Source organism: uncultured Rossellomorea sp. (assembly GCF_947488365.1).
In the GTDB taxonomy this organism is placed as follows: Bacteria; Bacillota; Bacilli; order Bacillales; family Bacillaceae_B; genus Rossellomorea.
Genome location: NZ_CANKZT010000002.1, coordinates 668,798 through 694,469 on the forward strand (window position 1 = coordinate 668,798; position 25,672 = coordinate 694,469).

At 40.3% G+C, this 25,672-nt stretch carries 21 protein-coding genes; 19 read left to right on the forward strand and 2 right to left on the reverse strand.

The genetic code is table 11. From position 1 onward, the window contains the following. Positions 1-16 precede the first annotated feature (16 nt). From Q1B03_RS10280 to Q1B03_RS10325, 10 genes are all read left to right on the forward strand, one after another. The gene (locus Q1B03_RS10280) at positions 17-913 is read left to right on the forward strand and encodes a helix-turn-helix domain-containing protein (protein WP_299740986.1); all 897 of its coding nucleotides are present in this window, start codon (positions 17-19) and stop codon (positions 911-913) included. 82 nt (positions 914-995) lie between these two features. Next, a complete protein-coding gene (pgsA, locus tag Q1B03_RS10285; protein ID WP_149155565.1) occupies positions 996-1,574 on the forward strand; it encodes a CDP-diacylglycerol--glycerol-3-phosphate 3-phosphatidyltransferase in 579 nt (192 codons plus the stop codon). Between the two features lie 71 nt (positions 1,575-1,645). After that, the gene (locus tag Q1B03_RS10290; protein ID WP_299740990.1) at positions 1,646-2,881 is read left to right on the forward strand and encodes a competence/damage-inducible protein A; all 1,236 of its coding nucleotides are present in this window, start codon (positions 1,646-1,648) and stop codon (positions 2,879-2,881) included. A gap of 299 nt (positions 2,882-3,180) precedes the next feature. Continuing rightward, entirely contained in the window at positions 3,181-4,218 is a 1,038-nt protein-coding gene (gene recA / locus Q1B03_RS10295) for a recombinase RecA (protein ID WP_044337332.1), read from the forward strand. Positions 4,219-4,666: 448 nt separating this feature from the next. Further along, complete coding sequence (gene rny / locus Q1B03_RS10300; protein WP_299740992.1) at positions 4,667-6,226, forward strand: ribonuclease Y; 1,560 nt, start codon at positions 4,667-4,669, stop codon at positions 6,224-6,226. 166 nt (positions 6,227-6,392) lie between these two features. Further along, a complete protein-coding gene (locus tag Q1B03_RS10305) occupies positions 6,393-7,196 on the forward strand; it encodes a TIGR00282 family metallophosphoesterase (RefSeq protein WP_299740994.1) in 804 nt (267 codons plus the stop codon). Between the two features lie 137 nt (positions 7,197-7,333). Next, positions 7,334-7,594, forward strand: a complete 261-nt coding sequence (gene spoVS / locus Q1B03_RS10310; protein ID WP_034760060.1) for a stage V sporulation protein SpoVS — start codon at positions 7,334-7,336, stop codon at positions 7,592-7,594. A gap of 98 nt (positions 7,595-7,692) precedes the next feature. Next, positions 7,693-8,619 (forward strand): dipeptidase, encoded by a 927-nt coding sequence (locus Q1B03_RS10315; protein ID WP_299741295.1) that lies wholly within the window; start codon positions 7,693-7,695, stop codon positions 8,617-8,619. Positions 8,620-8,852: 233 nt separating this feature from the next. After that, positions 8,853-10,595: a 2-oxoacid:acceptor oxidoreductase subunit alpha gene (locus Q1B03_RS10320; protein ID WP_299741001.1), complete on the forward strand. Its 1,743-nt coding sequence runs from the start codon at positions 8,853-8,855 to the stop codon at positions 10,593-10,595. Positions 10,596-10,598: 3 nt separating this feature from the next. Then, positions 10,599-11,465 (forward strand): 2-oxoacid:ferredoxin oxidoreductase subunit beta, encoded by an 867-nt coding sequence (locus tag Q1B03_RS10325; protein WP_299741003.1) that lies wholly within the window; start codon positions 10,599-10,601, stop codon positions 11,463-11,465. A 75-nt stretch (positions 11,466-11,540) separates the two neighbouring features. Here the strand turns inward: Q1B03_RS10325 and Q1B03_RS10330 are convergent, their stop codons facing one another. Continuing rightward, positions 11,541-12,653, reverse strand: coding sequence for a hypothetical protein (locus tag Q1B03_RS10330; RefSeq protein WP_299741005.1), 1,113 nt, complete (start codon positions 12,651-12,653; stop codon positions 11,541-11,543). Between the two features lie 264 nt (positions 12,654-12,917). Here Q1B03_RS10330 and miaB point away from each other — a divergent pair, with 264 nt between their 5' ends. The 3 genes from miaB to Q1B03_RS10345 all read left to right on the forward strand — a co-directional run bounded on the left by miaB (position 12,918) and on the right by Q1B03_RS10345 (position 15,739). Then, positions 12,918-14,483 (forward strand): tRNA (N6-isopentenyl adenosine(37)-C2)-methylthiotransferase MiaB, encoded by a 1,566-nt coding sequence (gene miaB, locus Q1B03_RS10335; RefSeq protein WP_299741006.1) that lies wholly within the window; start codon positions 12,918-12,920, stop codon positions 14,481-14,483. A 1-nt stretch (position 14,484) separates the two neighbouring features. Continuing rightward, positions 14,485-14,916, forward strand: a complete 432-nt coding sequence (locus tag Q1B03_RS10340; RefSeq protein WP_044337324.1) for a RicAFT regulatory complex protein RicA family protein — start codon at positions 14,485-14,487, stop codon at positions 14,914-14,916. Between the two features lie 286 nt (positions 14,917-15,202). Then, positions 15,203-15,739, forward strand: coding sequence for an outer spore coat protein CotE (locus Q1B03_RS10345; RefSeq protein ID WP_113968133.1), 537 nt, complete (start codon positions 15,203-15,205; stop codon positions 15,737-15,739). Positions 15,740-15,889: 150 nt separating this feature from the next. On the opposite strand, the gene Q1B03_RS10350 is transcribed toward Q1B03_RS10345, so the two are convergent. After that, a complete protein-coding gene (locus Q1B03_RS10350) occupies positions 15,890-16,879 on the reverse strand; it encodes a YeiH family protein (RefSeq protein ID WP_299741009.1) in 990 nt (329 codons plus the stop codon). A 143-nt stretch (positions 16,880-17,022) separates the two neighbouring features. Here Q1B03_RS10350 and Q1B03_RS10355 point away from each other — a divergent pair, with 143 nt between their 5' ends. The 6 genes from Q1B03_RS10355 (at position 17,023) to preA (ending at position 25,659) form a co-directional block, all read left to right on the forward strand. Further along, positions 17,023-19,191: a DNA topoisomerase III gene (locus tag Q1B03_RS10355; RefSeq protein ID WP_299741011.1), complete on the forward strand. Its 2,169-nt coding sequence runs from the start codon at positions 17,023-17,025 to the stop codon at positions 19,189-19,191. 100 nt (positions 19,192-19,291) lie between these two features. Then, on the forward strand, positions 19,292-19,813 hold the full coding sequence (locus Q1B03_RS10360; protein WP_299741013.1) for an ankyrin repeat domain-containing protein: 522 nt from the start codon (positions 19,292-19,294) through the stop codon (positions 19,811-19,813). Positions 19,814-20,110: 297 nt separating this feature from the next. Continuing rightward, the gene (locus tag Q1B03_RS10365; RefSeq protein ID WP_299741015.1) at positions 20,111-21,559 is read left to right on the forward strand and encodes a carbon starvation protein A; all 1,449 of its coding nucleotides are present in this window, start codon (positions 20,111-20,113) and stop codon (positions 21,557-21,559) included. A 451-nt stretch (positions 21,560-22,010) separates the two neighbouring features. Further along, the gene (locus tag Q1B03_RS10370) at positions 22,011-22,901 is read left to right on the forward strand and encodes a nitrilase-related carbon-nitrogen hydrolase (RefSeq protein ID WP_299741016.1); all 891 of its coding nucleotides are present in this window, start codon (positions 22,011-22,013) and stop codon (positions 22,899-22,901) included. A gap of 92 nt (positions 22,902-22,993) precedes the next feature. Next, a complete protein-coding gene (locus Q1B03_RS10375) occupies positions 22,994-24,349 on the forward strand; it encodes an NAD(P)-dependent oxidoreductase (protein ID WP_299741018.1) in 1,356 nt (451 codons plus the stop codon). Positions 24,350-24,372: 23 nt separating this feature from the next. Then, complete coding sequence (preA, locus tag Q1B03_RS10380) at positions 24,373-25,659, forward strand: NAD-dependent dihydropyrimidine dehydrogenase subunit PreA (RefSeq protein ID WP_299741020.1); 1,287 nt, start codon at positions 24,373-24,375, stop codon at positions 25,657-25,659. Positions 25,660-25,672: the final 13 nt, after the last annotated feature.

Sequence of the window (25,672 nt, forward strand, 5' to 3'; positions counted from 1 at the left end):
TATTGGAAGGTGTTAAGTGGTGACGGAATTAGGAAATCGTTTAAAGGAAGCTCGTGAATCTAAAGGTTATAGCCTCGATGATTTGCAAAAGATAACAAAGATTCAAAAACGCTATTTGATTGGAATCGAAGAAGGCTCGTATGATGCGATGCCTGGGAAGTTCTATGTGCGTGCATTTATTAAACAGTATTGTGAAGCGGTCGGTCTTCCTCCTGAAGTGATTTTTGAGGAGCATAAAGATGAAATTCCGACAACTTATGAAGATGAAATACCGGTTTCACTTTCCAGGGTCCAATCGAGAAAGTCTGTTTCAGAAAGCTCTACCAAGGTGTTTGACTTCCTTCCTAAGCTCCTTATAGCATTATTCGTCATTGGTGCGTTGATTGCAGTATGGGTGTTTTGGCAAGGGAAAGTAGGAGATAAAGCTCCGGAAACACAAGGGTCTGAAAATCAAGAGCAAGTAGCGGTAGATGAAAATAAAACCGCTGAAGGCGATAAGCCTGAAGAAGAAACCGAAGATAAAGAAGAAAGCAAACCTTCAGATGATGAAAAAGCTGATGAAGAACAAGAGCAAAAGCCTGAACAATCTCTGGAGGCAGTTAATACTGCTGGTAAGAAAACAACCTATGACCTTAAAAATGCTGATGAATTCAAGTTGCAATTATCGGCTAAGGGCGATACATGGATTGGGGTTTATAACACCAAGGATGAATTATTGTTCGAAGGTTTACTAAAAGAGGGAAATAAAAAGGACTTTGATTTTTCATCGGATAAACTTGCTTATCTTGTAATTGGAAATGCTGCGAACACAGACATTTTGGTAAACGGCAAACAGCTTGAGTATAAAGTATCAGCCACTGATGTTGTAAGGCAGGATATTGTCATTAACTATGAACCGCAAGCAACACAATAATTAAGATGGAGGGAGTTTTAATAACTCCTTTTTCTTACATACTATAGGTAGAACGTGTTTTTTAAGTATTGGAGGTAGAAAGGTGAACTTACCTAATAAGATTACAGTTTCAAGGATATTTTTAATTCCATTGTTTTTAATCATTATGCTTGCTCCATTAAATTGGGGTGACATGATGTTTCTTGGGGCAGAAATGCCAGTCAAACATTTTGTAGGAGCTTTAATATTCATTATTGCAGCAACAACTGATTGGATCGACGGTTATTATGCCCGAAAGCTTGACCTTGTGACTAACCTTGGGAAATTCTTAGATCCATTAGCGGACAAATTGCTTGTATCCGCTGCCTTGATTGTGCTTGTTGAGCTCGGTCTTGCTCCTTCATGGATTGTTATTATCATTATCAGCCGGGAGTTTGCTGTAACCGGCCTTCGCCTTGTATTAGCCGGTGAAGGGGAAGTGGTTGCTGCGGGCCAACTAGGGAAAATCAAAACATGGGCACAGATTATCGCTATTTCAGCATTGCTTCTGCATAATGCCATTTTTGAACTGATCAACCTCCCATTTGCGACTATTGCCCTTTGGGTAGCCATGTTCTTTACTATTTGGTCAGGCTGGGATTATTTCAAACATAACAAAAAAGCATTTGTAAATTCGAAATAAGGCGTTTTAACAAGGGGAATGATTCAACTAGAATCATTCCCTTCTTCACATCACCAACAGGGGGAATAAGGATGAATGCAGAAATCATAGCGGTCGGATCTGAACTACTATTAGGTCAAATCGTCAATTCTAATGCTCAATACATATCAGAGCAACTAGCTGAAATGGGTGTGAATGTCTATTACCACACTAGTGTGGGAGACAACCCAGAGCGGTTGCATCATGCGATTACAGTAGCTCAAGAAAGAGCAGACCTGTTAATTTTCACGGGTGGACTTGGACCGACGAAGGATGATTTAACGAAAGAAACAATAGCGAAGTCATTAGGTACAACATTGACCATGGACGAAGATGCGTTGGAATCAATAAAAAGCTACTTTAACAAAGTAAATCGGGAGATGACCCCCAACAATGAAAAGCAGGCTCTCATTTTAGCGGGTTCCAGAGTATTGAAGAACGAACACGGTATGGCTCCTGGCATGTTATTGAAAAAGGATGGTAAAGCATACATGCTTTTACCCGGTCCCCCATCTGAAATGAAACCTATGTTTAGTAAATACGGCAAGCAAGCGATTTTTACTTTATTAAAGAAGAGAGAAATCATCCATTCCCGGGTACTGCGCTTTTTCGGCATTGGGGAAGCTCAGTTGGAAACAGAACTGGAAGACTTGATTGACAAACAAACCAATCCGACCATCGCGCCATTGGCGGCCGATGGGGAAGTGACCCTGAGGTTGACGGCGAAGCACGAGTCAAAGGATATTGCCACCTCCCTTTTGGATACAGTAGAAAAAAAAATTATGGTTATTGCAGGAGATTACTTCTACGGCTATAATCAGGATTCTCTCGTTGAGGTAGGATTCAAGTTGCTAAAAGAGAAAGGTCTCACCTTATCCTGTGCAGAAAGCTTAACCGGTGGACTCTTTCAAGCTCAATTAGCATCGTTACCTGGAGCTTCCTCTATCCTGAATGGAGGGGTGGTTTGTTACCAGGATGAAGTTAAGACGACGATTTTATCCGTGAAAGAGAGTACATTGAACGAACATACAACAGTAAGTGAACAGTGTGCACGTGAACTTGCTGAAAATGTAAGGGCGCTATTCTCATCAGATATTGGAATCAGCTTTACAGGAGTAGCCGGCCCGGGACCACACGAAGGTCAGCCTGCAGGAACCGTGTGGATTGGATTGTCTATAAAAGATCAACCAACTAAAGCGTTTCTATTAAATCTCGGCGGTGGAAGGAATGCTAATCGAAAGAGAACGGCGAAATACGGGTGGCATTATTTGATCAAGGAATTGAGTTAGGTGCAAGACAGGCTGTCTTCAAGCATAGGGAAGGCAGTTTTTTTATGGGTGGAGAAAAGTTTTGATATCCCGGGATAGGATATCAAAGCTTAACATATACCGACCACCTCCATTCACCTTCAAGTATTCTAGTGAAATCACTCTCAATTCAATTGAATAGACCCTTGAAAAAAACCGAATGAATGTTCGATTTTTTTCTTGTTTTCTATTAAAAAAACGTTTATAGTATAGATAGGTTGGATTTGAGACAAGCTGATAAGTTGTCTATCTCAAGTTATATATTCAAAGGAGGAAGATTTGTGAGCGATCGTAAAGCAGCCTTAGATATGGCGTTAAAACAAATAGAAAAACAGTTTGGTAAAGGCTCTATAATGAAACTGGGGGAGCAAACTGATAGAAAAGTAGTAACATGCCCAAGTGGTTCATTAGCGTTGGACGCAGCTTTGGGAGTTGGCGGATATCCTCGAGGAAGAATTATAGAGGTATATGGTCCGGAATCGTCTGGTAAAACAACAGTAGCACTTCATGCCATTGCAGAAGTTCAAGCTCAAGGCGGTCAGGCTGCATTTATCGATGCAGAGCACGCACTTGATCCTGAATATGCTCAAAAGCTTGGGGTAAACATAGATGAATTATTACTTTCTCAACCGGATACAGGTGAGCAGGCACTGGAAATTGCTGAAGCTTTAGTACGTAGTGGAGCGGTAGACGCAATCGTTATTGACTCGGTTGCGGCGCTTGTACCGAAAGCAGAAATTGAAGGAGAGATGGGAGATGCTCACGTAGGTCTTCAAGCCCGTTTAATGTCACAGGCTCTTCGTAAGCTTTCAGGTGCAATTAACAAATCGAAAACCATCGCGATTTTCATTAACCAAATTCGTGAAAAGGTTGGAGTCATGTTTGGAAATCCTGAGACGACTCCTGGTGGACGCGCACTGAAATTCTATTCATCTGTACGTTTAGAAGTCCGTCGCGCTGAAACACTTAAGCAAGGGAATGAAATGGTAGGGAATAAAACGAAGATCAAAGTCGTTAAAAATAAAGTAGCTCCACCTTTCCGTGTAGCTGAAGTAGATATCATGTACGGAGAGGGGATTTCTAAAGAAGGTGAAATCGTCGATCTTGGGTCTGAGCTGGACATTGTTCAAAAGAGTGGTGCCTGGTACTCTTATAACGAAGAGCGTCTGGGTCAAGGTCGCGAGAACGCGAAGATTTTCCTTAAAGAAAATCCTGAGATCCGCAGTGAAATCATGTTGAAAATCCGTGAACATTACGGTTTGGACACAGGTCGTGCCGAAACGGATGATCAAAGTGAATTAAGTCTTTTAGAGGACTGATCCACAAATAAGAGAAGCAGCCACTTTGGTTTGCTTCTCTTTATTATGTATGTCAAACAACTTATTTGTAGAAAATAGTGACTATCCCTTTTCACAAAGACTATTTTTGATTGGTATTAATGAACCAATGCGAATCCAGGTTTTTGGAGTAGTACTTACAACCAAACAAAAAAATTGAAAAAGATGGTTTTGCTTGAAAATCATTCATAACCCCAGAGCGACAGTGTCAATTCATGTCGATTGGAAAAAATCCCTTGAGAAATCTAGTGATAGAGGGCTCTACCCCTTGACAATAAATTTTCAGAGATTTAAAATTAACATGTATATTTTACAAATTTTTCGAATGAATATTTGAAAGCCTAGCGCTGTATATTTTGTTCTAGTGAGCAATGTACAAGCCGACATGTAAAAGACATGATGACAGTTCATAGCAAGAGGAGGTGAAATAATGCAACCTATTACAATCATCTTCATTTTGCTTGGCCTAATCGTCGGTGTAGTTGTTGGATACCTAATTCGTAAGTCCATTGCTGAAGCAAAGATTGCTGGTGCTAAAGGTTCAGCGGAGCAGATTTTAGAAGATGCGAAGCGCGAGGCAGATGCTCTGAAGAAAGAAGCACTTTTGGAAGCAAAGGATGAAAATCATAAACTTCGCACTGAAATGGAAAATGACCTTCGTGAACGAAGAAATGAATTGCAAAAACAAGAAAATCGTTTGATGCAAAAAGAGGAAAACCTCGATCGGAAAGATGAAACGCTTGATAAGCGTGAAGCTTTACTTGAAAGAAAAGAGGGAACTCTTAACGAGAGACAACAACATATTGAAGAGATGGAAAGCAAAGTGGACGAGATGGTACGATCACAGCAAACTGAGCTAGAACGTATCTCGAGCTTGACTCGTGACGAAGCGAAAGGAATTATTCTTGACCGCGTTGAGAATGAACTCTCCCATGATATCGCCATTATGGTCAGAGAGCATGAAACACGTGCGAAAGAAGAGGCAGATAAGAAAGCGAAAGAAGTCCTTTCACTGGCTATACAACGTTGTGCTGCAGAACATGTGGCTGAAACAACGGTTAGTGTTGTGAACCTACCGAATGATGAGATGAAAGGTCGAATTATTGGGCGAGAAGGACGTAACATTCGTACGCTGGAAACTTTAACAGGAATTGATCTGATTATTGATGATACTCCTGAAGCAGTTATTCTTTCTGGTTTTGATCCGATTCGTAGAGAAACGGCTCGAATTGCATTAGAGAAATTAGTACAGGATGGACGTATCCACCCTGCACGAATTGAAGAGATGGTAGATAAATCTCGACGTGAAGTGGACGAATACATTCGTGAAATTGGTGAACAAACAACGTTTGAAGTTGGCGTTCACGGACTTCACCCGGATTTAATTAAAATCCTGGGACGTTTGAAGTATCGTACTAGTTATGGTCAAAACGTTTTAAAACACTCAATGGAAGTGGCGTTTCTTTCTGGACTACTGGCAGCTGAGCTTGGTGAAGACGAAAGACTCGCTAAACGTGCCGGATTACTTCACGATATCGGAAAAGCGATTGACCATGAAGTAGAAGGAAGTCACGTAGAAATTGGTGTAGAACTTGCAACGAAGTATAAAGAACACCCTGTGGTCATTAACAGTATTGCTTCACACCACGGAGATACAGAGCCTACGTCAATCATTGCTGTTCTGGTAGCTGCAGCTGATGCTTTATCTGCTGCAAGACCTGGAGCAAGAAGCGAGACGTTAGAGAACTATATCCGTCGATTGGAGAAGCTGGAAGAAATCTCAGAGTCTTATGAAGGCGTTGAGAAATCCTTTGCCATTCAAGCGGGACGTGAAGTACGTATTATGGTAAGACCGGAAGCCATTGACGATTTGGAATCTCACCGTTTGGCTAGAGATATCCGTAAACGAATCGAAGATGAACTTGATTATCCAGGCCATATTAAAGTAACGGTCATCCGTGAAACAAGGGCTGTCGAATACGCTAAATAAGAGGTTGACTCGAAAAGGGATATCCCCTTTTTGAGTCAGCTTTTTTTATCATTTCTCCCATCAGTGCCATGGAATCATTCGGGAGAACCCTCATTGATGAATAGACCCAAAGGATTTTGTGATACAATAACTACAGGACTCAATACATATAGAGAAGGGATTTTTCATGAAAATATTATTTGTTGGAGACGTTGTCGGTTCAATGGGCCGGGAAATGATCACAGAATACCTGCCGAAGTTAAAGAAGAAGCATTCACCGGATTTTACGATCGTTAATGGGGAGAATGCTGCATCAGGCAGAGGGATAACGGAGAAGATTTATAAACAATTCTTACAGGATGGCGCCAATATGGTGACCTTAGGAAATCATACATGGGATAATAAAGATATCTTCAATTTTATCGACTCATCTAAACAAATGGTTAGACCGGCGAATTTCCCGGAAGGGACGCCAGGAAGCGGTCTGGTGTTCGCTGAAGTGTACGGAAAAGAAGTTGCCGTCATCAATGCTCAAGGAAGAACCTTTATGCCTCCCCTTGATGATCCGTTTAAGGCACTTGATGAACTCGTATACGAAGCAAAGAAAAGAACGTCCATTATCTTCGTAGACTTTCACGCAGAAGCAACAAGTGAAAAGCAGGCGGTTGGCTGGTTTTTAGATGGCCGTGTGTCTGCCGTAATAGGAACCCATACACATGTTCAAACGGCAGATAATCGCATCCTTCCTAATGGAACCGCATTTATGTGCGATGTCGGTATGACGGGACCATATGATGAAGTATTGGGAATGAGCAAGGATTCTGTTCTCAAGAGATTCCAGACTAGTTTACCAGTTCGTTTTGAAGTCCCGAAGACAGGACGCAAAATTTTGAGTGCCTGTTTAATTGAAGTTGATCAAAGAACTGGTAAAGCGAAAAAAATCGATCGTATTTTAATCAACGAAGACCATCCATTTATGGCAGAATATTAAATGTTTTCTTTCCTTTTTTCGGTGTTACCGGAATGATTTGTCCATTTCCTGAATATAGTATCAGTGGAATCATTTATACCAAGTTTGTTCTTTACCACGGACATACGGTATGGGGGAAATGACAAGGAGGAAAAGGAATGGAAATATTAAAAGTTTCAGCAAAATCTAATCCTAATTCTGTAGCTGGTGCACTCGCCGGTGTTCTTCGTGAGAGAGGAGGAGCTGAGATTCAAGCAATTGGTGCAGGAGCTTTAAATCAAGCAGTTAAAGCAGTAGCCATTGCCAGAGGCTTTGTGGCTCCTAGTGGTTTAGATTTAATATGTATCCCGGCATTTACAGATATTTTGATTGATGGAGAAGAACGTACGGCGATAAAGTTAATCGTAGAACCAAGATAATAATCAATAGGCTGTTCATTAAAGAGGATTCTTTAGTGGACAGCCTTTATACTATTAATCGAAATACATATAAGATAGATGCCCTGAAAGGATGAAGTATTATGTTATTTGATGCACACTGTGATGTGTTAATGAAGTTATACCTGGAACCAGGGAAGGGAGCATTTCAATCCAAACATACATTGCATATTACCTACCCCCAGCTTCTTGAAAGCAGAAGTAAGGTACAATTGTTTGCGATCTACATTCCTTCATACTTGAAACCTGGTCAAAGATTCCAAGCTGCGTTAGAAATGGTCAACTTGTTTCATAATGAAATTTTAAAACCCAACCCAAAACTTAAATTTGTGACTTCAAAGCAGGAAGTAGAAAGACTGGCCGATGATGAAATTGGTGCGATGCTGACACTGGAAGGTGCTGAGGCTATAGAAGAGGACATCACGAAGCTTGAAATTCTTTACCGGCTTGGGGTACGTTCTGTAGGATTGACGTGGAATTGGGCCAATGCTGCAGCGGATGGTGCACTGGAGCCGAGGGGTGGGGGATTAACCAATTTTGGACGTGAGCTAGTATCATTCTTAAACGAGAAAAGACTTTGGACGGATGTCTCCCATCTATGCGAGAAAGCATTCTGGGATACAATCGAAATGGCTGATCACCCGATTGCTTCTCACTCAAACGCTTATTCTATATGTCCCAACCCCCGTAATTTAAAAAACGATCAAATTGAAGCGCTGATAAAAAGAGATAGTGTCATGGGAATCACTTTTGTTCCTCCTTTTTTAAATAAAAAAGGATCAGCGGTAATTTCAGATGTGATAAGACATATCGAGCATATATGCAGTTTGGGTGGTGAGAGTCATATTGGCTTTGGATCCGATTTTGATGGTATATCTGAAACGGTACAAGGATTATCCTCATTCGAACAATATGATAACTTAATCAATACGCTTCAACGATACTATAGTGAAAAGCAAGTGAAGAAATTCTTATATGAAAACTTTTTTGTCAGATTACCAGATTGATCATTAATCCAGCCATTAAAGGTATAACCTTTAGTGGTTTTTTTTGGCTAGTATGAACGTGTTTACATTCATAATTTCTTCAATACAGTAGTGAATTAAATAGAAAAGTGATAAACTGATAGAGTGAACGCAAGTTGCAACAATCCTATGTAATAATAGATTGTTTGAACGAAATGAAGAGAATGTGCTTCTCTAATAGATGTTACAAAAAATTGATTGAAGGGGTGTAATAAATGAAGGAACAACTTTCATGGAAGGTTGGTGGCCAGCAAGGTGAAGGAATAGAGAGTACGGGTGAAATCTTTTCTATGGCTCTCAATCGCCTTGGATATTACTTATACGGTTACCGTCATTTCTCCTCTCGTATTAAGGGAGGCCATACAAATAACAAAATTCGGGTAAGCACTACACAAGTGCGTGCGATTGCTGATGACTTAGATATTTTAGTTGCATTTGACCAAGAAACGATTGATGTGAATTATAAAGAATTACATAGCAATGGTGTCATTATAGCTGATGCGAAGTTTAAGCCTGAGAAGCCTGAAGATACAGATGCTTCTCTCTATATCATTCCATTCACTCAGTTAGCCACGGAACTTGGAACGTCGTTAATGAAGAACATGGTAGCGGTAGGTGCCACATGTGCCGTTCTTAATCTTGATCCAGAAGTTTTTAAGGAAGTTGTGGAAGAAATCTTCGGCCGTAAAGGTGAAACGGTAGTAGAGAAAAACATGGAAGCGATTAAACAGGGATTCCAAACGATGAAAGAAGAACTTGGAAGCAATGTTGGTTCCTTACAGCTGAAAGAAGCTGACGGGAATAAACGTATGTTTATGATCGGAAATGACGCAATTGCTCTTGGCGCACTAGCAGGTGGCGTTCGTTTAATGGCCGCATACCCAATCACTCCAGCCTCTGAAATTATGGAATACCTTATTAAAAAGCTCCCGATGGTTGGAGGAACCGTTATTCAAACAGAGGATGAAATTGCAGCCGCAACGATGGCAATCGGAGCTAACTACGGAGGAATCCGTTCATTTACTGCATCGGCCGGACCAGGTCTTTCACTTATGATGGAAGCAATCGGTTTATCTGGAATGACTGAACAGCCATTAGTTGTAGTAGATACTCAACGTGGAGGGCCGTCCACAGGACTTCCAACAAAACAGGAGCAGTCTGATTTAATGGCCATGATTTATGGTACGCACGGTGAGATTCCAAAAATCGTCCTGGCTCCAAGTACAGTACAGGAAGCATTCTATGACACAGTCGAGGCATTTAACTTGGCCGAAGAGTATCAATGTCCAGTCATCATTCTTTCAGATCTCCAACTTTCATTAGGGAAACAAACTGTTGAACCTCTTGATTACAGCAAAGTGGAAATTCGTAGAGGAAAGCTTGTTGGAAATGAATCTGAACTAAATGAATTAGAACCGAAAAAATACTTTAAACGTTTTGAAGTGACTGAAGATGGGGTATCACCACGTGTCATTCCTGGAATGAAGAATGGGATTCATCATGTAACAGGAGTAGAACATGATGAAACAGGGAAGCCTTCTGAATCCCCAGTAAACAGGCAGGCGCAGATGGATAAACGTATGCGAAAGGTGGAAAGTATCCGCTTTACTAATCCAATCCACACTCATGCACCACATGAAGAAGCCGATTTACTATTAATTGGTTTTAACTCGACGCGAGGAGTAATTGAAGAAGCAATGGAACGACTTGATGCCGATGGGCTGAAAGTGAACCACGCGCATGTTCGCTTAATCCATCCGTTCCCGGCAGATGAACTGGAACCACTTATGCAATCAGCGAAGAAAGTGGTCGTGATTGAACATAATGCTACTGGACAACTGGCAAATATAATAAAAATGAATGTAGGGTATGGGAATAAAATCACGAAAATGACAAAGTATGATGGAACACCATATTTACCAAATGAAATTCATTCTAGATGTAAGGAGTTGATCTGATCCATGGCTACCTTTAAAGATTTCAGAAATAATGTTAAACCCAACTGGTGTCCTGGGTGTGGCGACTTCTCTGTACAAGCAGCGATTCAACGGGCATCGGCGAATGTGGGACTGGACCCTGAACAATTAGCTGTCGTTTCCGGAATCGGTTGTTCCGGACGTATTTCAGGTTACATTAACTCATACGGTTTTCATGGCATTCATGGGCGTTCCCTTCCTATCGCTCAAGGATTAAAAATGGCGAATAAGGACTTAACCGTTATCGCTTCAGGTGGGGATGGAGATGGATTTGCCATCGGACTTGGCCATACGATCCATGCTATCCGTCGCAATGTTGATGTCACTTACATCGTTATGGATAACCAGATTTATGGGCTGACAAAGGGCCAAACTTCACCCCGCTCATCATCTGGTTTTAAGACAAAGTCTACGCCTCAGGGAAGTATCGAACCGGCACTGGCACCTATGGAAATGGCATTGACAGCCGGTGCAACATTCGTTGCCCAAAGCTTCTCTTCTGACTTGAAAGAGCTGACGGCGATAATTGAAGCAGGCCTTAATCATAAAGGCTTCTCATTGATCAACGTATTTAGTCCTTGCGTAACATATAACAAGATTAATACGTACGACTGGTTTAAAGAGAACCTGACAAAGCTTTCAGATCTTGAAGACTATGATCCATCAAATCGCGAACAAGCAATGAATATGCTCATGGAAAAGGATGGACTGGTTACTGGTTTGATTTATCAAAACAAAGAACAGCCATCGTACCAAGAGCTTGTAGCAGGTTATTCTGATGAACCTCTAAGCACTCATGATTTAAGGTTGGATGAAAGTAAATTTGATGAATTAGTGAAAGAATTCATGTAATTGTAATTCTGATTGTAGAAAGGACTTCCAATTTGGAAGTCCTTTCTATCTTTGTTGTATTTGCATCGCAATTTTCTATCTTGTTTTATCGCTGATTATAGGCGTGCTTTCTCTTGCTTCAATTCTATAAACGCCTTTTTTGGTCGTCACAAGTTTGTTCAAGTCTTGAGTTTTATTAGAATCGATCATTGTTCTTAGAGAATCAATTCCGTGGAATATAGACGACTCGGTTTGATAAAGTGTGTTCATCTGCTGGATAATATGTGAAAGCTGGAAATCGAATTTTTCAAGTTCGTTCAACATATTGTCTTTTTTACTTAGCACTCTTTCAAATGAATCATTCATAACAGATTCAAGTGAGTCCATTTTTTCTTCCTGCTTCTTAGATGACCGATCAATGTCAGCGAATTGATTTGTCAACCACCATTCATTCTCCTCGATCTGCTGTTGAACGGTTACAATCATTTTTTCGAAATAATCCACTTTCATTTTTTCAGACTCCATTAATTTTTGTTTGGATTCTTCAAATCGAAGCATTAATTGATCTCTTTCAACTGACAGCCCTTCTAATTTCTCGGCTTTTGTCAATAACTCCTGGAAGAGGTCTTTTTTTGTTTCTTCCGATTGTGAGAGTGCTTGGTTTAATTCTTGTAGATGAGTATCCTTAATAGCTATTTCATTTTCAAAGGAATAGATCATCCTATCTCTTTCAACTAAACCAGAATGTAAAGTATCTATTTCGCGTAGTAAAACATTATTAGACTCTTTTAATGAAATTCTTTCTGCTTGTATTTCTTCCAGCTGTTTTCTAACTTCATTGAATTTATATTTTTCTTTTAAAAGAGATTGCTCTAATTCTTTTTTTTCATATTCAAGTGTTTGAATATGAGCCCCATTATTGATGATTATCTGGTTTGCATTTTTTAACTCGGATTCTACTTTTTCATTAGCTTCTGTTAATGTGTTTCTATCCTTCAACAGTTCTATTTCGTGCAAATCATTTACTTTAATTTGTTCATACGCAAGCTCTAATTCATGATTCTTATGACTTATCTCTTCTCTTAAATGTTCATTCTCAGCGTAAAGGTATCCGTCTTTTAACTTTTTTATAGTCTGTTTTAGGTTATTAATCTCCGATAGTAAAAAGAAGCTTTCTTGATTAGAAATGTTATATAGTGGGTAAACCACTTTTTCCTCATTGATTGTAATCTCCTCCTGGTCAGTTTCTGATACATTAGTCTATGTATAAGTATCGACGATTGTTACAAGCACCCATTTAGACTTATAAGGCTGCTGAAAGAAAGATGTATCCATTTTTCAACACTTAAGCGCCTCTATTGTATGTAGACCAGAAAACCTTTATACTATTATAATGTGCAAGAATGTATCTCTTGTTAGATCTTATTATAGAAGATAAGCGGTTTGGTTTTAGAGGTAGAAAGGGGATTTTTCATGAACGAAGAACAACGAAAACATGGACAACAATCGAAGTCTGTTACTCCATCGGACCAAAAATCCGTAAAGGATTACAGTAAATACTTCGAAAGTGTCTATATCCCGCCTTCGTTGAAAGATGCAAAAAAGCGTGGGAAAGAAGAAATTAAATATCATAACGATTTTACGATTGATGATCAATACAGGGGACTCGGGGAAGGCAAGAAGTTCTATATCCGTACGTATGGTTGTCAAATGAATGAACATGATACGGAAGTAATGGCAGGGATTTTCATGGCACTAGGCTATGAAGCGACGAATTCGACAGATGACGCAGATGTTATCCTTTTAAATACATGTGCCATTCGTGAAAATGCTGAGAATAAGGTGTTCGGCGAATTAGGACACTTGAAACATCTAAAACGTGAAAAGCCAGAGCTTTTAATAGGTGTCTGCGGATGTATGTCCCAGGAAGAATCAGTTGTAAATAAAATCCTGAAAACATATCAACAAGTTGATATGATTTTTGGAACGCATAATATCCATCGCCTTCCTAAAATCCTTTCTGATGCTTATATGTCTAAAGCGATGGTCGTAGAAGTTTGGTCTAAAGAAGGGGACGTCATAGAGAACCTTCCGAAGGTTCGTCGTGGCAACATAAAAGCATGGGTTAACATCATGTACGGATGTGACAAGTTCTGTACCTACTGTATTGTTCCATACACACGTGGTAAGGAACGGAGCCGCCGTCCTGAAGAAATCATTCACGAGGTACGTCATCTGGCCGCCCAGGGTTACCAAGAGATCACTCTTCTTGGTCAGAACGTAAATGCATATGGTAAAGATATTGAGGATCTTGAATATGGCCTAGGTGATTTAATGGATGACCTTCGTAAAGTGGACATTCCACGTATTCGTTTTACGACTAGTCACCCTAGAGATTTTGATGATCATTTAATCGAAGTACTTGCGAAAAAAGGGAATCTGGTTGAGCATATTCATTTACCGGTTCAATCCGGTTCGACAGATGTTCTGAAGATTATGGCCCGTAAATATTCGAGGGAGCAATTCTTAGAATTAGTACGGAAAATAAAAACAGCGATGCCAGACGTGGCTCTTACAACTGACATCATCGTTGGATATCCGAATGAGACCAACGAACAGTTTGAAGAAACACTTTCACTATACAGAGAAGTCGGGTTTGAATCTGCTTTCACGTACATCTATTCTCCAAGGGAAGGTACCCCTGCGGCGAAGATGAATGACAATGTACCGATGGAAGTGAAAAAAGAGCGACTTCAACGATTAAATGCAGTTGTGAAAGAGTACTCGGCTGAAGCGATGAAGAACTATAAAGGACAGATCGTTGAGGTGCTGGTAGACGGGGAGAGTAAGAAAAATCCTGACATTCTTGCCGGTTATACTCGACGCAGTAAGCTTGTGAACTTCAAGGCTCCTAAAACAGCCATTGGAAAAATCGTGAAAGTTAAGATCACAGATGCTAAATCTTGGTCACTGGATGGGGAAATGGTCGAAGAAGGCCTAATTGGATCAGAATTTCAAGAACCGGTAGAGGTGAATTAATATGGCAAAGTATACTAAAGACGATATCATGAAACGAGCGGAAGAGCTTGCAACAATGATTGCTGAAACAGAAGAAGTGGATTTCTTTAAACGAGCAGAGGCACAGATTCATGAAAATCAAAAAGTACGAGAAATGATCGCGAGTATTAAGAGTTTACAAAAACAGGCTGTGAACTTTCAGCATTATGGAAAAATAGAAGCTCTAAAAATGGTTGAAGCAAAAATCGAAAACCTGGAAAAGGAAATCGATGCCATTCCAGTAGTACAACAATTCAAAGAGTCACAAACAGATGTAAATGATTTACTTCAAATTGTTGCGTCCGTTATTTCAAATAATGTGACAGATCATATCATCGAAACCACCGGGGGAGACTTACTTCGTGGAGAAACTGGATCACAAGTGAAAAACTCAACGCCTGGCAGCTGTTCTTAATAGAAAAAACAATGACATTATAAAAAACGATCTCTGCTTAAGGGAATTTCCCTTTCATGCAGAGATCGTTTTTTTTGCATGCTCTTTTTGATAATGCTTCCTTTTTCGTATTCGTTGAGTTCATCGTTTTTTCTATGAGGGAGAAAGTGCATTCCGGAACATTCAATGGGTATTCGCATACAATACATTATCTCGCAACAATCCCATTATGTAATTAAATTTACTCGCACAAACACCTAGATAGTCGCATAAGATGAATTGAAAATGAATGAGGAGGTTCGCTCGAATGGCAGAATATAGAGAGATTATTACTAAAGCGGTCGTAGCGAAGGGACGTAAATTCACACAGTCTCATCATACGATTAGCCCGCCGCATAATCCATCGAGCATTTTAGGCTGCTGGATCATTAATCATCAGTATGAAGCACACAAAGTAGGCAAGAAGGTTGAAATTCACGGTTCATACGATATCAACGTATGGTACTCCCACAGTGACAACACAAAGACATCCGTTGTAACAGAGAGAGTACAGTATACAGATTGCATTAAGCTGAAATACCGTGATCCTGATTGCTTAGATGATATTGAAGTATGTGCTCGAGTACTGCAACAGCCGAATTGCTGCGAAGCGGTTATTTCACCAAATGGAAACAAAATCATTGTTCACGTCGAACGTGAATTCTTAGTGGAAGTTATAGGAGAAACGAAAGTATGTGTCCTTGTAAATCCTGAAGGTTGTGACGATGAAGACTGGGATTGTGACTTAGATGATGAAGAATTTGAAGAGTTAGATCCAGACTTCTTAGAAGGAGACGAAGAATAGCATTTACTAGGAAGACGGCCTCTTCCTAGTTTTTTCTTCTTCAGAGTTTAAAGGAATTTATCGCATAAGGGATGGTAAAACAGTACAGGGGGCATCTCACTAGATGCTCTTTTTTTCATGAGAAAACCAATCACATGTAAGAGTGATTGGTTATAGAATAAGGAATAAACTGATGACAGCACATGTAATAGAAGCAATGAAACCAGTAAGGAGGGGTTTGAATCCTAATTGGGTGATATCCTTTATTCTGACTTGAAGACCCACCGCTGCCATTACCATGATAATCATGAATTTTGACGAAATCTCAAGGTATGATTCGATGGTTACTGGAATTAAACCAAATGTATGAAGTAAAGATACCCCCAAAAATAAGAAAACAAACCAAGGGAATACCTTATTGTATGAAGGTTCACCTTCATTTTTCTTTCTCAAAATAAAAGGTAAGCAAAACATGACGGGAATCAAGAATAATGTACGGGCAAGCTTTACTGTTGTTGCAACCTCTCCCGCTTCATCCCCAAATGCATATCCCACAGCAATTGCTGAAGATGTGTCATGTACAGCGGTTCCTGCCCAAATGCCAAACGATAATTCGGACATATGAAGGAGGTAGCCAATGATAGGATAGGTAATAAAAGCAATTAAATTAAAGAATACAATCGTCGATAAAGCATAGGCGGTTTCATTTTCTTTCGCGCCGATAATTCCTTTTACGGCTGAAATGGCCGTTGCCCCGCAAATACTTGTACCGATTCCTATTAACAAGCTTAACCGTTTGTCGATACGAAGCCATTTGCCAATGAAATATGTCACAGTAATACCAATGGAAACCGAAAGAAATATAACCCATAAAGCTCTCTGTCCAATATCAAGGATATCGTACAGGCTCAAGCCGACACCAAGAAATACGATGGCCACTTTCAATACTGTCTTCAGGGTAAATTGTATACCTGAATCGAATGATGAAGGAAGCCTGGTTGTATTCTGAAGAATTACTCCAATTACAATCGCAAATAACAAACTCCCGATGAGAGGGAAGAGAGTTCCTAAACCTTTAGATAATAAACTGATTAAAACAATGATGAAGATGCCCAAAGCTTCTTTGGGAAGAAAGGAATCTTTTAGTATGTCATGATGCAATGTCCTATAACCCCTTTGTGTAAATCAACTATTCCTAAGTATAGTATAACCTTTTATAGACGTGAACTCTAAAGGACTAATCGTTTTATTGTATGTTAAAATAAAAAAGATATTGAAACTTTAGCTGTGAAAGGATTTTTTACATGAAAAAGATTTTAGTCCTGGCAGAAAAGCCTTCTGTCGGTAGAGATATTGCCAGAGTACTTCAGTGTACGAAAAAAGGAAATGGATTCCTGGAAGGGAACGAATATATTGTTACCTGGGCCCTGGGGCATTTAGTCACATTAGCAGAACCTGAAAGCTACGATGACCGCTACAAATCATGGAACCTTGAGGATTTACCTATGCTTCCCCCATCCCTCAACCTCGTGGTCATTAAGAAGACAGGGAAGCAATTTAGTTCAGTCAAAGCGCAAATGAACCGTCCGGACGTAAAAGAGATTGTCATTGCCACTGATGCCGGTCGGGAAGGGGAGCTTGTTGCCCGCTGGATCATTGAAAAGGCCCGGGTAAATAAACCGCTGAAACGATTATGGATTTCATCTGTCACCGACAGAGCGATTAAAGACGGATTCAATAAACTGAAAGATGCCCAAAAATACGAAAACCTATATGCTGCTGCCCAAGCGAGATCTGAAGCCGATTGGTATGTGGGAATGAATGCAACCAGGGCTCTGACTACCAAGCACAATGCACAGTTATCATGTGGACGTGTACAAACACCTACGTTAAGCATCATTGCTCAAAGGGAAGAAGAAATCAGGAACTTTAAACCACAAACTTATTATGGGGCACAAGCCACAACGGAATGCGGTACGTTCATTTGGACAAACCGTAAAAATAAAGATACAAAAACATTTTCTAAAGAAGAAATAACAAACGTCATGAATTTATTGAAAGACAAAAAGGAAATCACTATTCAGTCAGTAAAAAAATCCCTAAAGAAGAATTACGCTCCTTCTTTATATGATTTAACTGAACTCCAAAGGGATGCCCATAAGATTTTTGGCTTCTCAGCTAAAGAAACACTATCCATTATGCAGAAATTGTACGAGCAGCATAAATTAGTAACCTATCCTAGAACAGATAGCAAGCATTTATCCAGTGATATGGTATCTACATTGAAGGACCGATTGAAAGCAGTGAGCGTCCAACCTTATCGCAAAATGGCTCATTTAGCGTTGCAGAGCTCAATGCAGCTTTCAAAAGCATATGTCGATGACCAAAAGGTGACAGATCACCATGCCATTATCCCGACGGAGGAGACACCGTTCCTCCAAAAGTTACAGGACCGTGAAAGAAAGATCTATGAATTAATCGTGAAACGCTTCTTAGCCGCATTCTACCCTCCATACCTGTATGAGCAAACGACAATAGAAGCAAGGATAGGTACTGAAACCTTTCAGACAAAAGGAAAGCGGATTTTAGAAAACGGTTGGAAAGAAGTATATGATTTTGATTCCGAAAAAGATCAATTGCTATCAAAAATGGAAGAAGGGGATATGTTTACTGTTCTGGCAATGAAAGAAACAGAAGGAAAAACGGACCCTCCCGGCCGTTTCAATGAAGGAACACTTCTATCTGCTATGGAAAATCCTAAAAAATTCATGAAAGATAGCAACAAAGATCTTCTCAATACCATACATGAAGCGGGGGGACTGGGTACAGTTGCGACAAGGGCAGATATAATAGAAAAGCTTTTTAACTCAGGAGTGATTGAGCCGAAAGGAAAAGAAATTGTTATAACCTCTAAAGGAAAGCAATTATTGGATTTGGCCCCTCTTGAATTACAATCCCCGACACTCACAGCAGAGTGGGAGCAAAAACTTGAGAAAATCGCGAACGGTTCCCTTAATAAAAAGGAATTTTTAAAAGAAATTAAAGACTACACGAAGAAATCAGTAAGTGAAATCAAGAATTCCACTAAGAAGTTCTCTCATGATAATCTAACGGGTACGAAATGTCCAGACTGTGGGAATCTGATGCTGGAGATAAAAAACAAGCATGGAAAAAAACTGGTCTGTCAAGATCGTGAATGCGGTCATCGGAAAAATATCAGTAAAAAGACGAATGCCCGTTGCCCTAACTGCCATAAGCGCTTGGATTTAAGAGGAGAAGGGGAAGGGCAGATGTTCACCTGTGTATGTGGACATAGAGAAAAACTATCAACGTTCAATGATCGTAGGAAAAAAGCAAAGAACAGTAAAGCTACAAAACGAGATGTAAATAAGTATTTGAAAACACAACAGAAGGAAGAGCCTGTCAATACCGCATTAGCTGATGCTTTAGCCAAATTAAAACTGGATCAGTAATTTTTTATAGGGAAGACTCCCTATTTTGGGAGTCTTCCCTATCTTTTTTTGATTTGAATTGGTAGAATATTTGTAATTATGAAAAAATGAGGTGAAAGTGATGACAACCTTTACAATTGAAGAATTTTTTATAGCAATTGAAACCGGTGATAAAGTGACAGTAGAAAAGTCATTGAGAAATGACACAAACCTCTGTAATGCAGATAATGAACATGGATTAACGGCTTTGGGAGTGGCTGCACATTATGGACATATGGAGATTGTCGAACTTCTTTTGAATTTTGGTGCGGATATCAATTCCCTATCGAATTCGAAAGTTTCCTACATACCTTCCAACACAGCTTTGCATGCAGGGATAGCAGGGAAAGCCTCTAAAGAACTTGTGGAATTTTTACTAAAACAAGGAGCGAATGTAAATCAACCGGATTCATCTGGTCACACACCTTTACATATCGCTGCTTTCGACGGAAGTGAAGAGATTGTGTCCCTATTACTGGTTCACGGAGAAGGGCAAGAGCTACATTCAGGAAATGAACGTACTCCATTGGAAATTGCAAAGGAAAGGAATAATAAAGAATTTTTAAAAGCGCATGAAAAATTTGCAAAAGGAAAGATACAGTAGCTTCCAGCGCGTGTCATGCACCTCTTATAAGGGGTGTTTTTTATTTTTGCCTTTTCAAAAGGGTCTTTTCTGAAAGAGTGTTGATTTTGTCAACATGATTCACTGAATATGTATTATGTTATAAAACTTTTTTAAAATAATGAAATCCCTTACAACATTGTTTTAAACGTCTTAAGTACATAAGATATATTTCATTTTATTCTAAAAAAATAATATTTTTAGAAAATTCTGTTGTTTTTTGTCGTTTATCGTATTAAAATAAACGTTAAATTCATTTACTGAAGGGAGGACATCGTGATGCTAACATTTCTTGCATCCATCTGTATTCTAGTAGTAGGTTATTTCATTTATTCAAAGGTGGTAGAAAAGATTTTCGGTGTTGATGATTCCAATGTGACACCTGCATATAAAAAGAAAGACGGCTTGGATTATATGCCCATGAGCTGGTGGAAAGCGAGCCTGGTTCAATTGTTAAACATTGCGGGGTTAGGTCCGATCTTCGGGGCAATTTTAGGTGCTTTATATGGACCTGTAGCATTTCTATGGATCGTGATCGGCACTCTGTTTGCAGGAGCGGTTCATGATTACTTTTCAGGAATGTTATCACTTAGGCATAATGGAGCACAGTTTCCTTCTATCGTGGGAAAATACTTAGGAAAGCCCGTGCAATCCGTTATGAACATTTTATCGATCGTGTTGATGGTTCTCGTAGCCGCTGCTTTTACGTCGGGACCTGCACAATTAATGGCTGAGGTAACACCTCTGAATTTTATGACGTCTCTTATCCTTATTTTTACATACTTTCTTATTGCGACTATCTTACCGATCAATAAGATTATTGGAAAGGTTTATCCGTTCTTTGGAGCAATCCTTATCTTTATGGCAGTGGCGATCGGAATTGGCTTGTTCTTCTTTGAGCATCCAGTCCCAAATCTAACATTTGAAAATTTACATCCAAATGAACTGCCTCTATGGCCTTTACTGATGGTTACTGTATCATGTGGAGCAATCTCTGGATTCCATTCCACTCAAAGTCCCATCTTAGCCAGAACCTTAAAAAGAGAAAGTGAAGGTCGGAAAGTATTCTATGGGGCGATGGTAGCTGAAGGGATCATTGCCTTGATCTGGGCTGCAGCAGGTATGGCATTCTTCAATGGAACGGCAGGGCTTCAAGAAGCGTTGGCCGCAGGCGGACCTGCTGGAGTGGTAAATGAGATCAGCAATACGACGTTAGGAACTTTAGGTGGAATACTGGCTGTCCTTGGTGTAATCATCCTTCCAGTTACAACAGGCGATACCGCTTTAAGATCCTCTAGAATGATGCTTGCAGATTTACTGAAAGATCTGCGGAAGAAAGATGTAGAAGGGAAATGGTTGCCGGTCTTGTTGGTCATTCCTGTGGCAATCCCGACATTTTTACTTACTCAAATCGACTATACCTTCCTGTGGAGATATGTAGGCTGGTCCAACCAGGTAGTAGCAACCGTCATGTTGTGGACCGCTGCCATTTATTTATTACAGCAGGCAAGGTTCCACTGGATTTGCAGCATCCCTGCATTGTTTATGACAGGAGTTGTGAGTTCGTATATTTTTTACGCTCCAGAAGGTTTTGGTCTACCTTATTCAACAGCGATGATAATTGGATCCGTCATTTGGTTGGCTGTCTTGATTTGGTTTGTAGGACAAGTAGTAAAATACAAACCCCGCAGACAAAAATTACTAGAGATGAACTCAGTAAATTCATAACGATTATCGACAAAAACAGCCTTTTCAATAGAGAAGGCTGTTTTTTATTTGGAAAGTTCAAATGGTTCAAGTGCAGTTGCACAGACTCTTAGGAATGAAAATAAATGAATCCAGAGAATAGGCAGATTTTATTGTCGAATGAAAACTGAATTTTTAAAAGATTATAACAAATCATTCTACAAATTTCGTAAAATAAGTATGCTACCTTAAGAGAAACGATCAAGATGATCAGAATGTTTCAAGAATGTACATAGTGACAAATAAGATAGGAAGTTAGTGTTACAGAATGTATAGTGCATTCTGTAAATGTACGAGTTAAAATAAAGTGAAAATACTTAAAATTCAGACTTTAATTTCAGCCAGTGAAATCTAGTAAGTGTGAAACAATGGAGCAAAAAACAATGAAAGCGCTTACTATTTTATAAAATCTATTTGTGTAGGGGGTAATGAAATGTCAGACTTGGTGAAAATTGGACTTATTCAAGCTTCTCATGATGTGGATGGCAGTGAAGGAGTAGACGTCCATAAGGAGCAAGCGATCAAGAAACATGTGGAACTGGTCCGAGACGCAGCAAAAAAGGGAGCTCAAATCATTTGTTTACAGGAAATTTTCTATGGTCCTTATTTTTGCTCCGAACAAAATCCAAAGTGGTATGACTCTGCCGAAGAAATACCCAATGGTCCAACCACAAAACAGTTTCAGGCGTTAGCCAAAGAGCTTAGTGTCGTCATCGTTCTACCAATCTATGAGAGAGAAGGAATAGCCACTTACTATAATACAGCAGCGGTCATCGATGCAGATGGATCCTATCTCGGAAAATATCGGAAACAGCATATTCCACATGTGGGAGTTGGAGAGGAAGGTTACGGATTCTGGGAGAAATATTATTTTAAACCTGGTAACCTTGGGTACCCGGTATTCGATACTGCTTATGCAAAAGTGGGAGTTTATATTTGTTATGACCGTCATTTCCCTGAAGGAGCCCGCTTATTAGGATTAAAAGGGGCAGAAATTGTGTTCAATCCATCTGCAACCGTAGCTGGTTTATCTGAATACTTATGGAAGCTTGAGCAGCCTGCCCATGCGGTGGCAAACGGCTACTACTTAGGAGCTATTAATCGTGTTGGTTTTGAGGGTCCCTGGAATATGGGTGAATTTTACGGACAGTCTTATTTAGTCGATCCGAGAGGCAGCTTTGTTTCCATTGGAGGCAGAGATAGTGATGAGGTTATCATAGGTGAAATGAATAAGAAATTATTACGAGAAGTCCGGGATACATGGCAGTTCTATCGTGATCGCAGGCCTGAAACCTATAACGATATGACGGCTTTACTTCCTTGATAAATTGAGGCTGACGGTGAACCATCATTGTCAGCCGTGGTGTGTTTAATAGGTAATGAAAATCAATTGGAAATAAAGAGGGGGAAGTCAGTTTGTCTAACACACTTTCGTTACTCAATCTTGAGAAGAATTTTCTCGAAGCCCATGAAGGATTGACCAATAGGGAAGCATTGGAGGAAGCGAATCGCTGTTTGTATTGTTATGATGCTCCGTGCATACAAGCTTGTCCCACAAGCATAGATATACCTTCTTTTATTAAAAAAATCGCATCAGGAAACTTGAAAGGATCGGCCAAAACAATCATGACTGCAAATCCCGTGGGAGCGAGCTGCTCACGTGTCTGTCCGACAGAAGAGCTGTGTGAAGGGGCTTGTGTACTGAATCATTCTACCAAGCCAATCATGATTGGTGACCTGCAGCGATATGCAACAGATTGGGCGAGACATAACGACACTGTGCTATTTCAAGCAGGAGAACCAAACGGGATTAGAGTTGGGATTATCGGAGGGGGACCAGCCGGTCTATCTGCTGCAAGGGAACTTGCACGTTTCGGTTATGAAGTGACCATTTATGAAGCTGAAAAAGAAGCGGGAGGCTTGAATACTTATGGTATCGTATCTTTCCGCCTACCCCAGAGCGTATCCTTTTGGGAAGTGGACCAGGTAAAGAAATTGAATGTCGATATTCGAACCAATGTAAAAGTTGGTCAAGACATATCTGCAGATGAAATCGTAGAGAGCCATGATTTTGTCATCCTGGCAGCAGGAATGTCCCATGTTCCAGATTTGAAAATTGAAGGGGAAAACTTAAAAGGAGTTCATGACGCCATTGAATTTGTTAAGGCAACGAAAAGTGGCAAGCTGACGCAAGACTATGTGGGCAAAAAAGTGGTGGTGATTGGGGCGGGAAATACAGCTATCGATGGAGCTACCTGTTCTGTCCGCTTAGGAGCAGACAATGTAAAAATCTTATACCGACGTACACAAGAAGAGATGACGGCTTATGATTTTGAGTACGAATTTGCAAAGCAGGATGGAGTAGAATTCCGCTGGCTAACGGCACCTAAGCGAATTATAGGAAATGATGCGGGAGAAGTAACGGGAATCGAATGCATCAAGATGGAGTTAGGAGAGCCCGGGGAAGATGGAAGAAGACGTCCGATTCCTGTAAAAGACTCACTGTTTGTGCTTCCTGTTGACGCAGTCATTAAAGCGATTGGGCAAACTCGTCATCTATCGCTTATTGAACAGTTCGGACTGGAGCATTCAGACGGGGTTGTACAGGTTAACCGGGAAACCTTCCAAACCTCTAATCCAAAGATTTTCGCCTGTGGAGACGTTGTTTTTGGTAAGGGAGTAGGAGAGGCGATGGTCGTTACGGCTGCAGAGCAAGGGAAACTTGCCGCCTATCATTTACATGCACAATTGGAGAAAGTCCACGTGAATTAAGATTGTCCTAGGGGGGGGAACTCATGGCAAATTTAAACATTGATTTAGCTGGAATAAAATCACCTAATCCATTTTGGCTGGCGTCCGCGCCGCCAACAAATTCAGGCTACCAGGTTCAGAGAGCATTCGAAGCCGGTTGGGGTGGAGCTGTGTGGAAAACATTAGGGGAGCCTATTATAAATGTATCTTCAAGGTTTGCAGCGGTAAGCTTTAACGGTCAAAGGGTAGCTGGATTTAATAATATAGAGCTTATTACAGATCGTCCATTAGAAGTGAATTTGAAGGAAATCTATGAAACAAAGAAACGGTTTCCGAATCATGCAATCATTGCATCATTAATGGTAGAGCCTAAACAAGAAAAGTGGCATGAGATCGTAAAGAAGGTTGAAGATGTCGGTGTTGATGGACTGGAACTGAATTTCGGATGTCCACACGGAATGGCTGAACGGGGGATGGGATCTGCGTCCGGTCAGGTACCTGAACTTGTTGAGAAACAAACCCATTGGGCGAAAGAGGTAGCCAGGACACCTGTAATTGTAAAGCTTACACCAAACATTACCGACATTACAGTCACAGCTGAAGCGGCTGTCCGCGGTGGAGCGGATGCAGTAAGTATGATCAATACAATCAACAGTTTAGCGGGGGTTGATCTGGATTCCTGGAACACCATTCCTCATGTAGCCGGAAAAGGTGCTCATGGAGGTTATTGCGGACCTGCAGTGAAGCCGATTTCATTGAATATGGTTGCCGAATGCGCCAGAAATCCACGTATCAACGTTCCGATTTCAGGGATGGGAGGAGTCTCAAATTGGCAGGATGCCGTCGAATTTATGCTAATGGGAGCATCGGGTGTTCAGGTATGCACTGCTGCTATGCATCACGGTTTTAGAATTGTCGAAGATATGCTTGATGGCTTAAATAATTATTTGGATGAAAAAGGGATTGCTTCAGTCCAGGATATCGTCGGGAAATCAGTACCGAGATTTTCTGATTGGGGAAATCTTGATCTAAATTATAGTGTTGTGGCAAAAATCAACACGGATGTATGTATTAACTGTAATAAATGTCATATTGCCTGTGAAGATACATCTCATCAATGCATTGACATGCTGAAAGACCCTAAAGGAAACAGCTATTTAAAAGTGCGGGAAGAAGATTGTGTCGGTTGTAATTTATGTTCGATTGTATGTCCGGTTGATGGAGCTATTGACATGATAGAGGTTCCAAGCGGACATATGCCAATGACATGGAATGAACGTCAAGCGGTGGTAGGGAACCTATCCGAAGCTAGAGCAAACACGGCGAAATAATTCTGGAGGTATG

Excerpts from the sequence above, each read along its gene's own strand:
- Q1B03_RS10290 (WP_299740990.1), top strand. The coding sequence starts at position 1,646 with ATGAATGCAGAAATCATAGCGGTCGGATCTGAACTACTATTAGGTCAA.
- rny (WP_299740992.1), top strand. The coding sequence starts at position 4,667 with ATGCAACCTATTACAATCATCTTCATTTTGCTTGGCCTAATCGTCGGT.
- Q1B03_RS10305 (WP_299740994.1), top strand. The coding sequence starts at position 6,393 with ATGAAAATATTATTTGTTGGAGACGTTGTCGGTTCAATGGGCCGGGAA.
- spoVS (WP_034760060.1), top strand. The coding sequence starts at position 7,334 with ATGGAAATATTAAAAGTTTCAGCAAAATCTAATCCTAATTCTGTAGCT.
- Q1B03_RS10320 (WP_299741001.1), top strand. The coding sequence starts at position 8,853 with ATGAAGGAACAACTTTCATGGAAGGTTGGTGGCCAGCAAGGTGAAGGA.
- Q1B03_RS10325 (WP_299741003.1), top strand. The coding sequence starts at position 10,599 with ATGGCTACCTTTAAAGATTTCAGAAATAATGTTAAACCCAACTGGTGT.
- miaB (WP_299741006.1), top strand. The coding sequence starts at position 12,918 with ATGAACGAAGAACAACGAAAACATGGACAACAATCGAAGTCTGTTACT.
- Q1B03_RS10340 (WP_044337324.1), top strand. The coding sequence starts at position 14,485 with ATGGCAAAGTATACTAAAGACGATATCATGAAACGAGCGGAAGAGCTT.
- Q1B03_RS10345 (WP_113968133.1), top strand. The coding sequence starts at position 15,203 with ATGGCAGAATATAGAGAGATTATTACTAAAGCGGTCGTAGCGAAGGGA.
- Q1B03_RS10355 (WP_299741011.1), top strand. The coding sequence starts at position 17,023 with ATGAAAAAGATTTTAGTCCTGGCAGAAAAGCCTTCTGTCGGTAGAGAT.
- Q1B03_RS10360 (WP_299741013.1), top strand. The coding sequence starts at position 19,292 with ATGACAACCTTTACAATTGAAGAATTTTTTATAGCAATTGAAACCGGT.
- Q1B03_RS10365 (WP_299741015.1), top strand. The coding sequence starts at position 20,111 with ATGCTAACATTTCTTGCATCCATCTGTATTCTAGTAGTAGGTTATTTC.
- Q1B03_RS10370 (WP_299741016.1), top strand. The coding sequence starts at position 22,011 with ATGTCAGACTTGGTGAAAATTGGACTTATTCAAGCTTCTCATGATGTG.
- preA (WP_299741020.1), top strand. The coding sequence starts at position 24,373 with ATGGCAAATTTAAACATTGATTTAGCTGGAATAAAATCACCTAATCCA.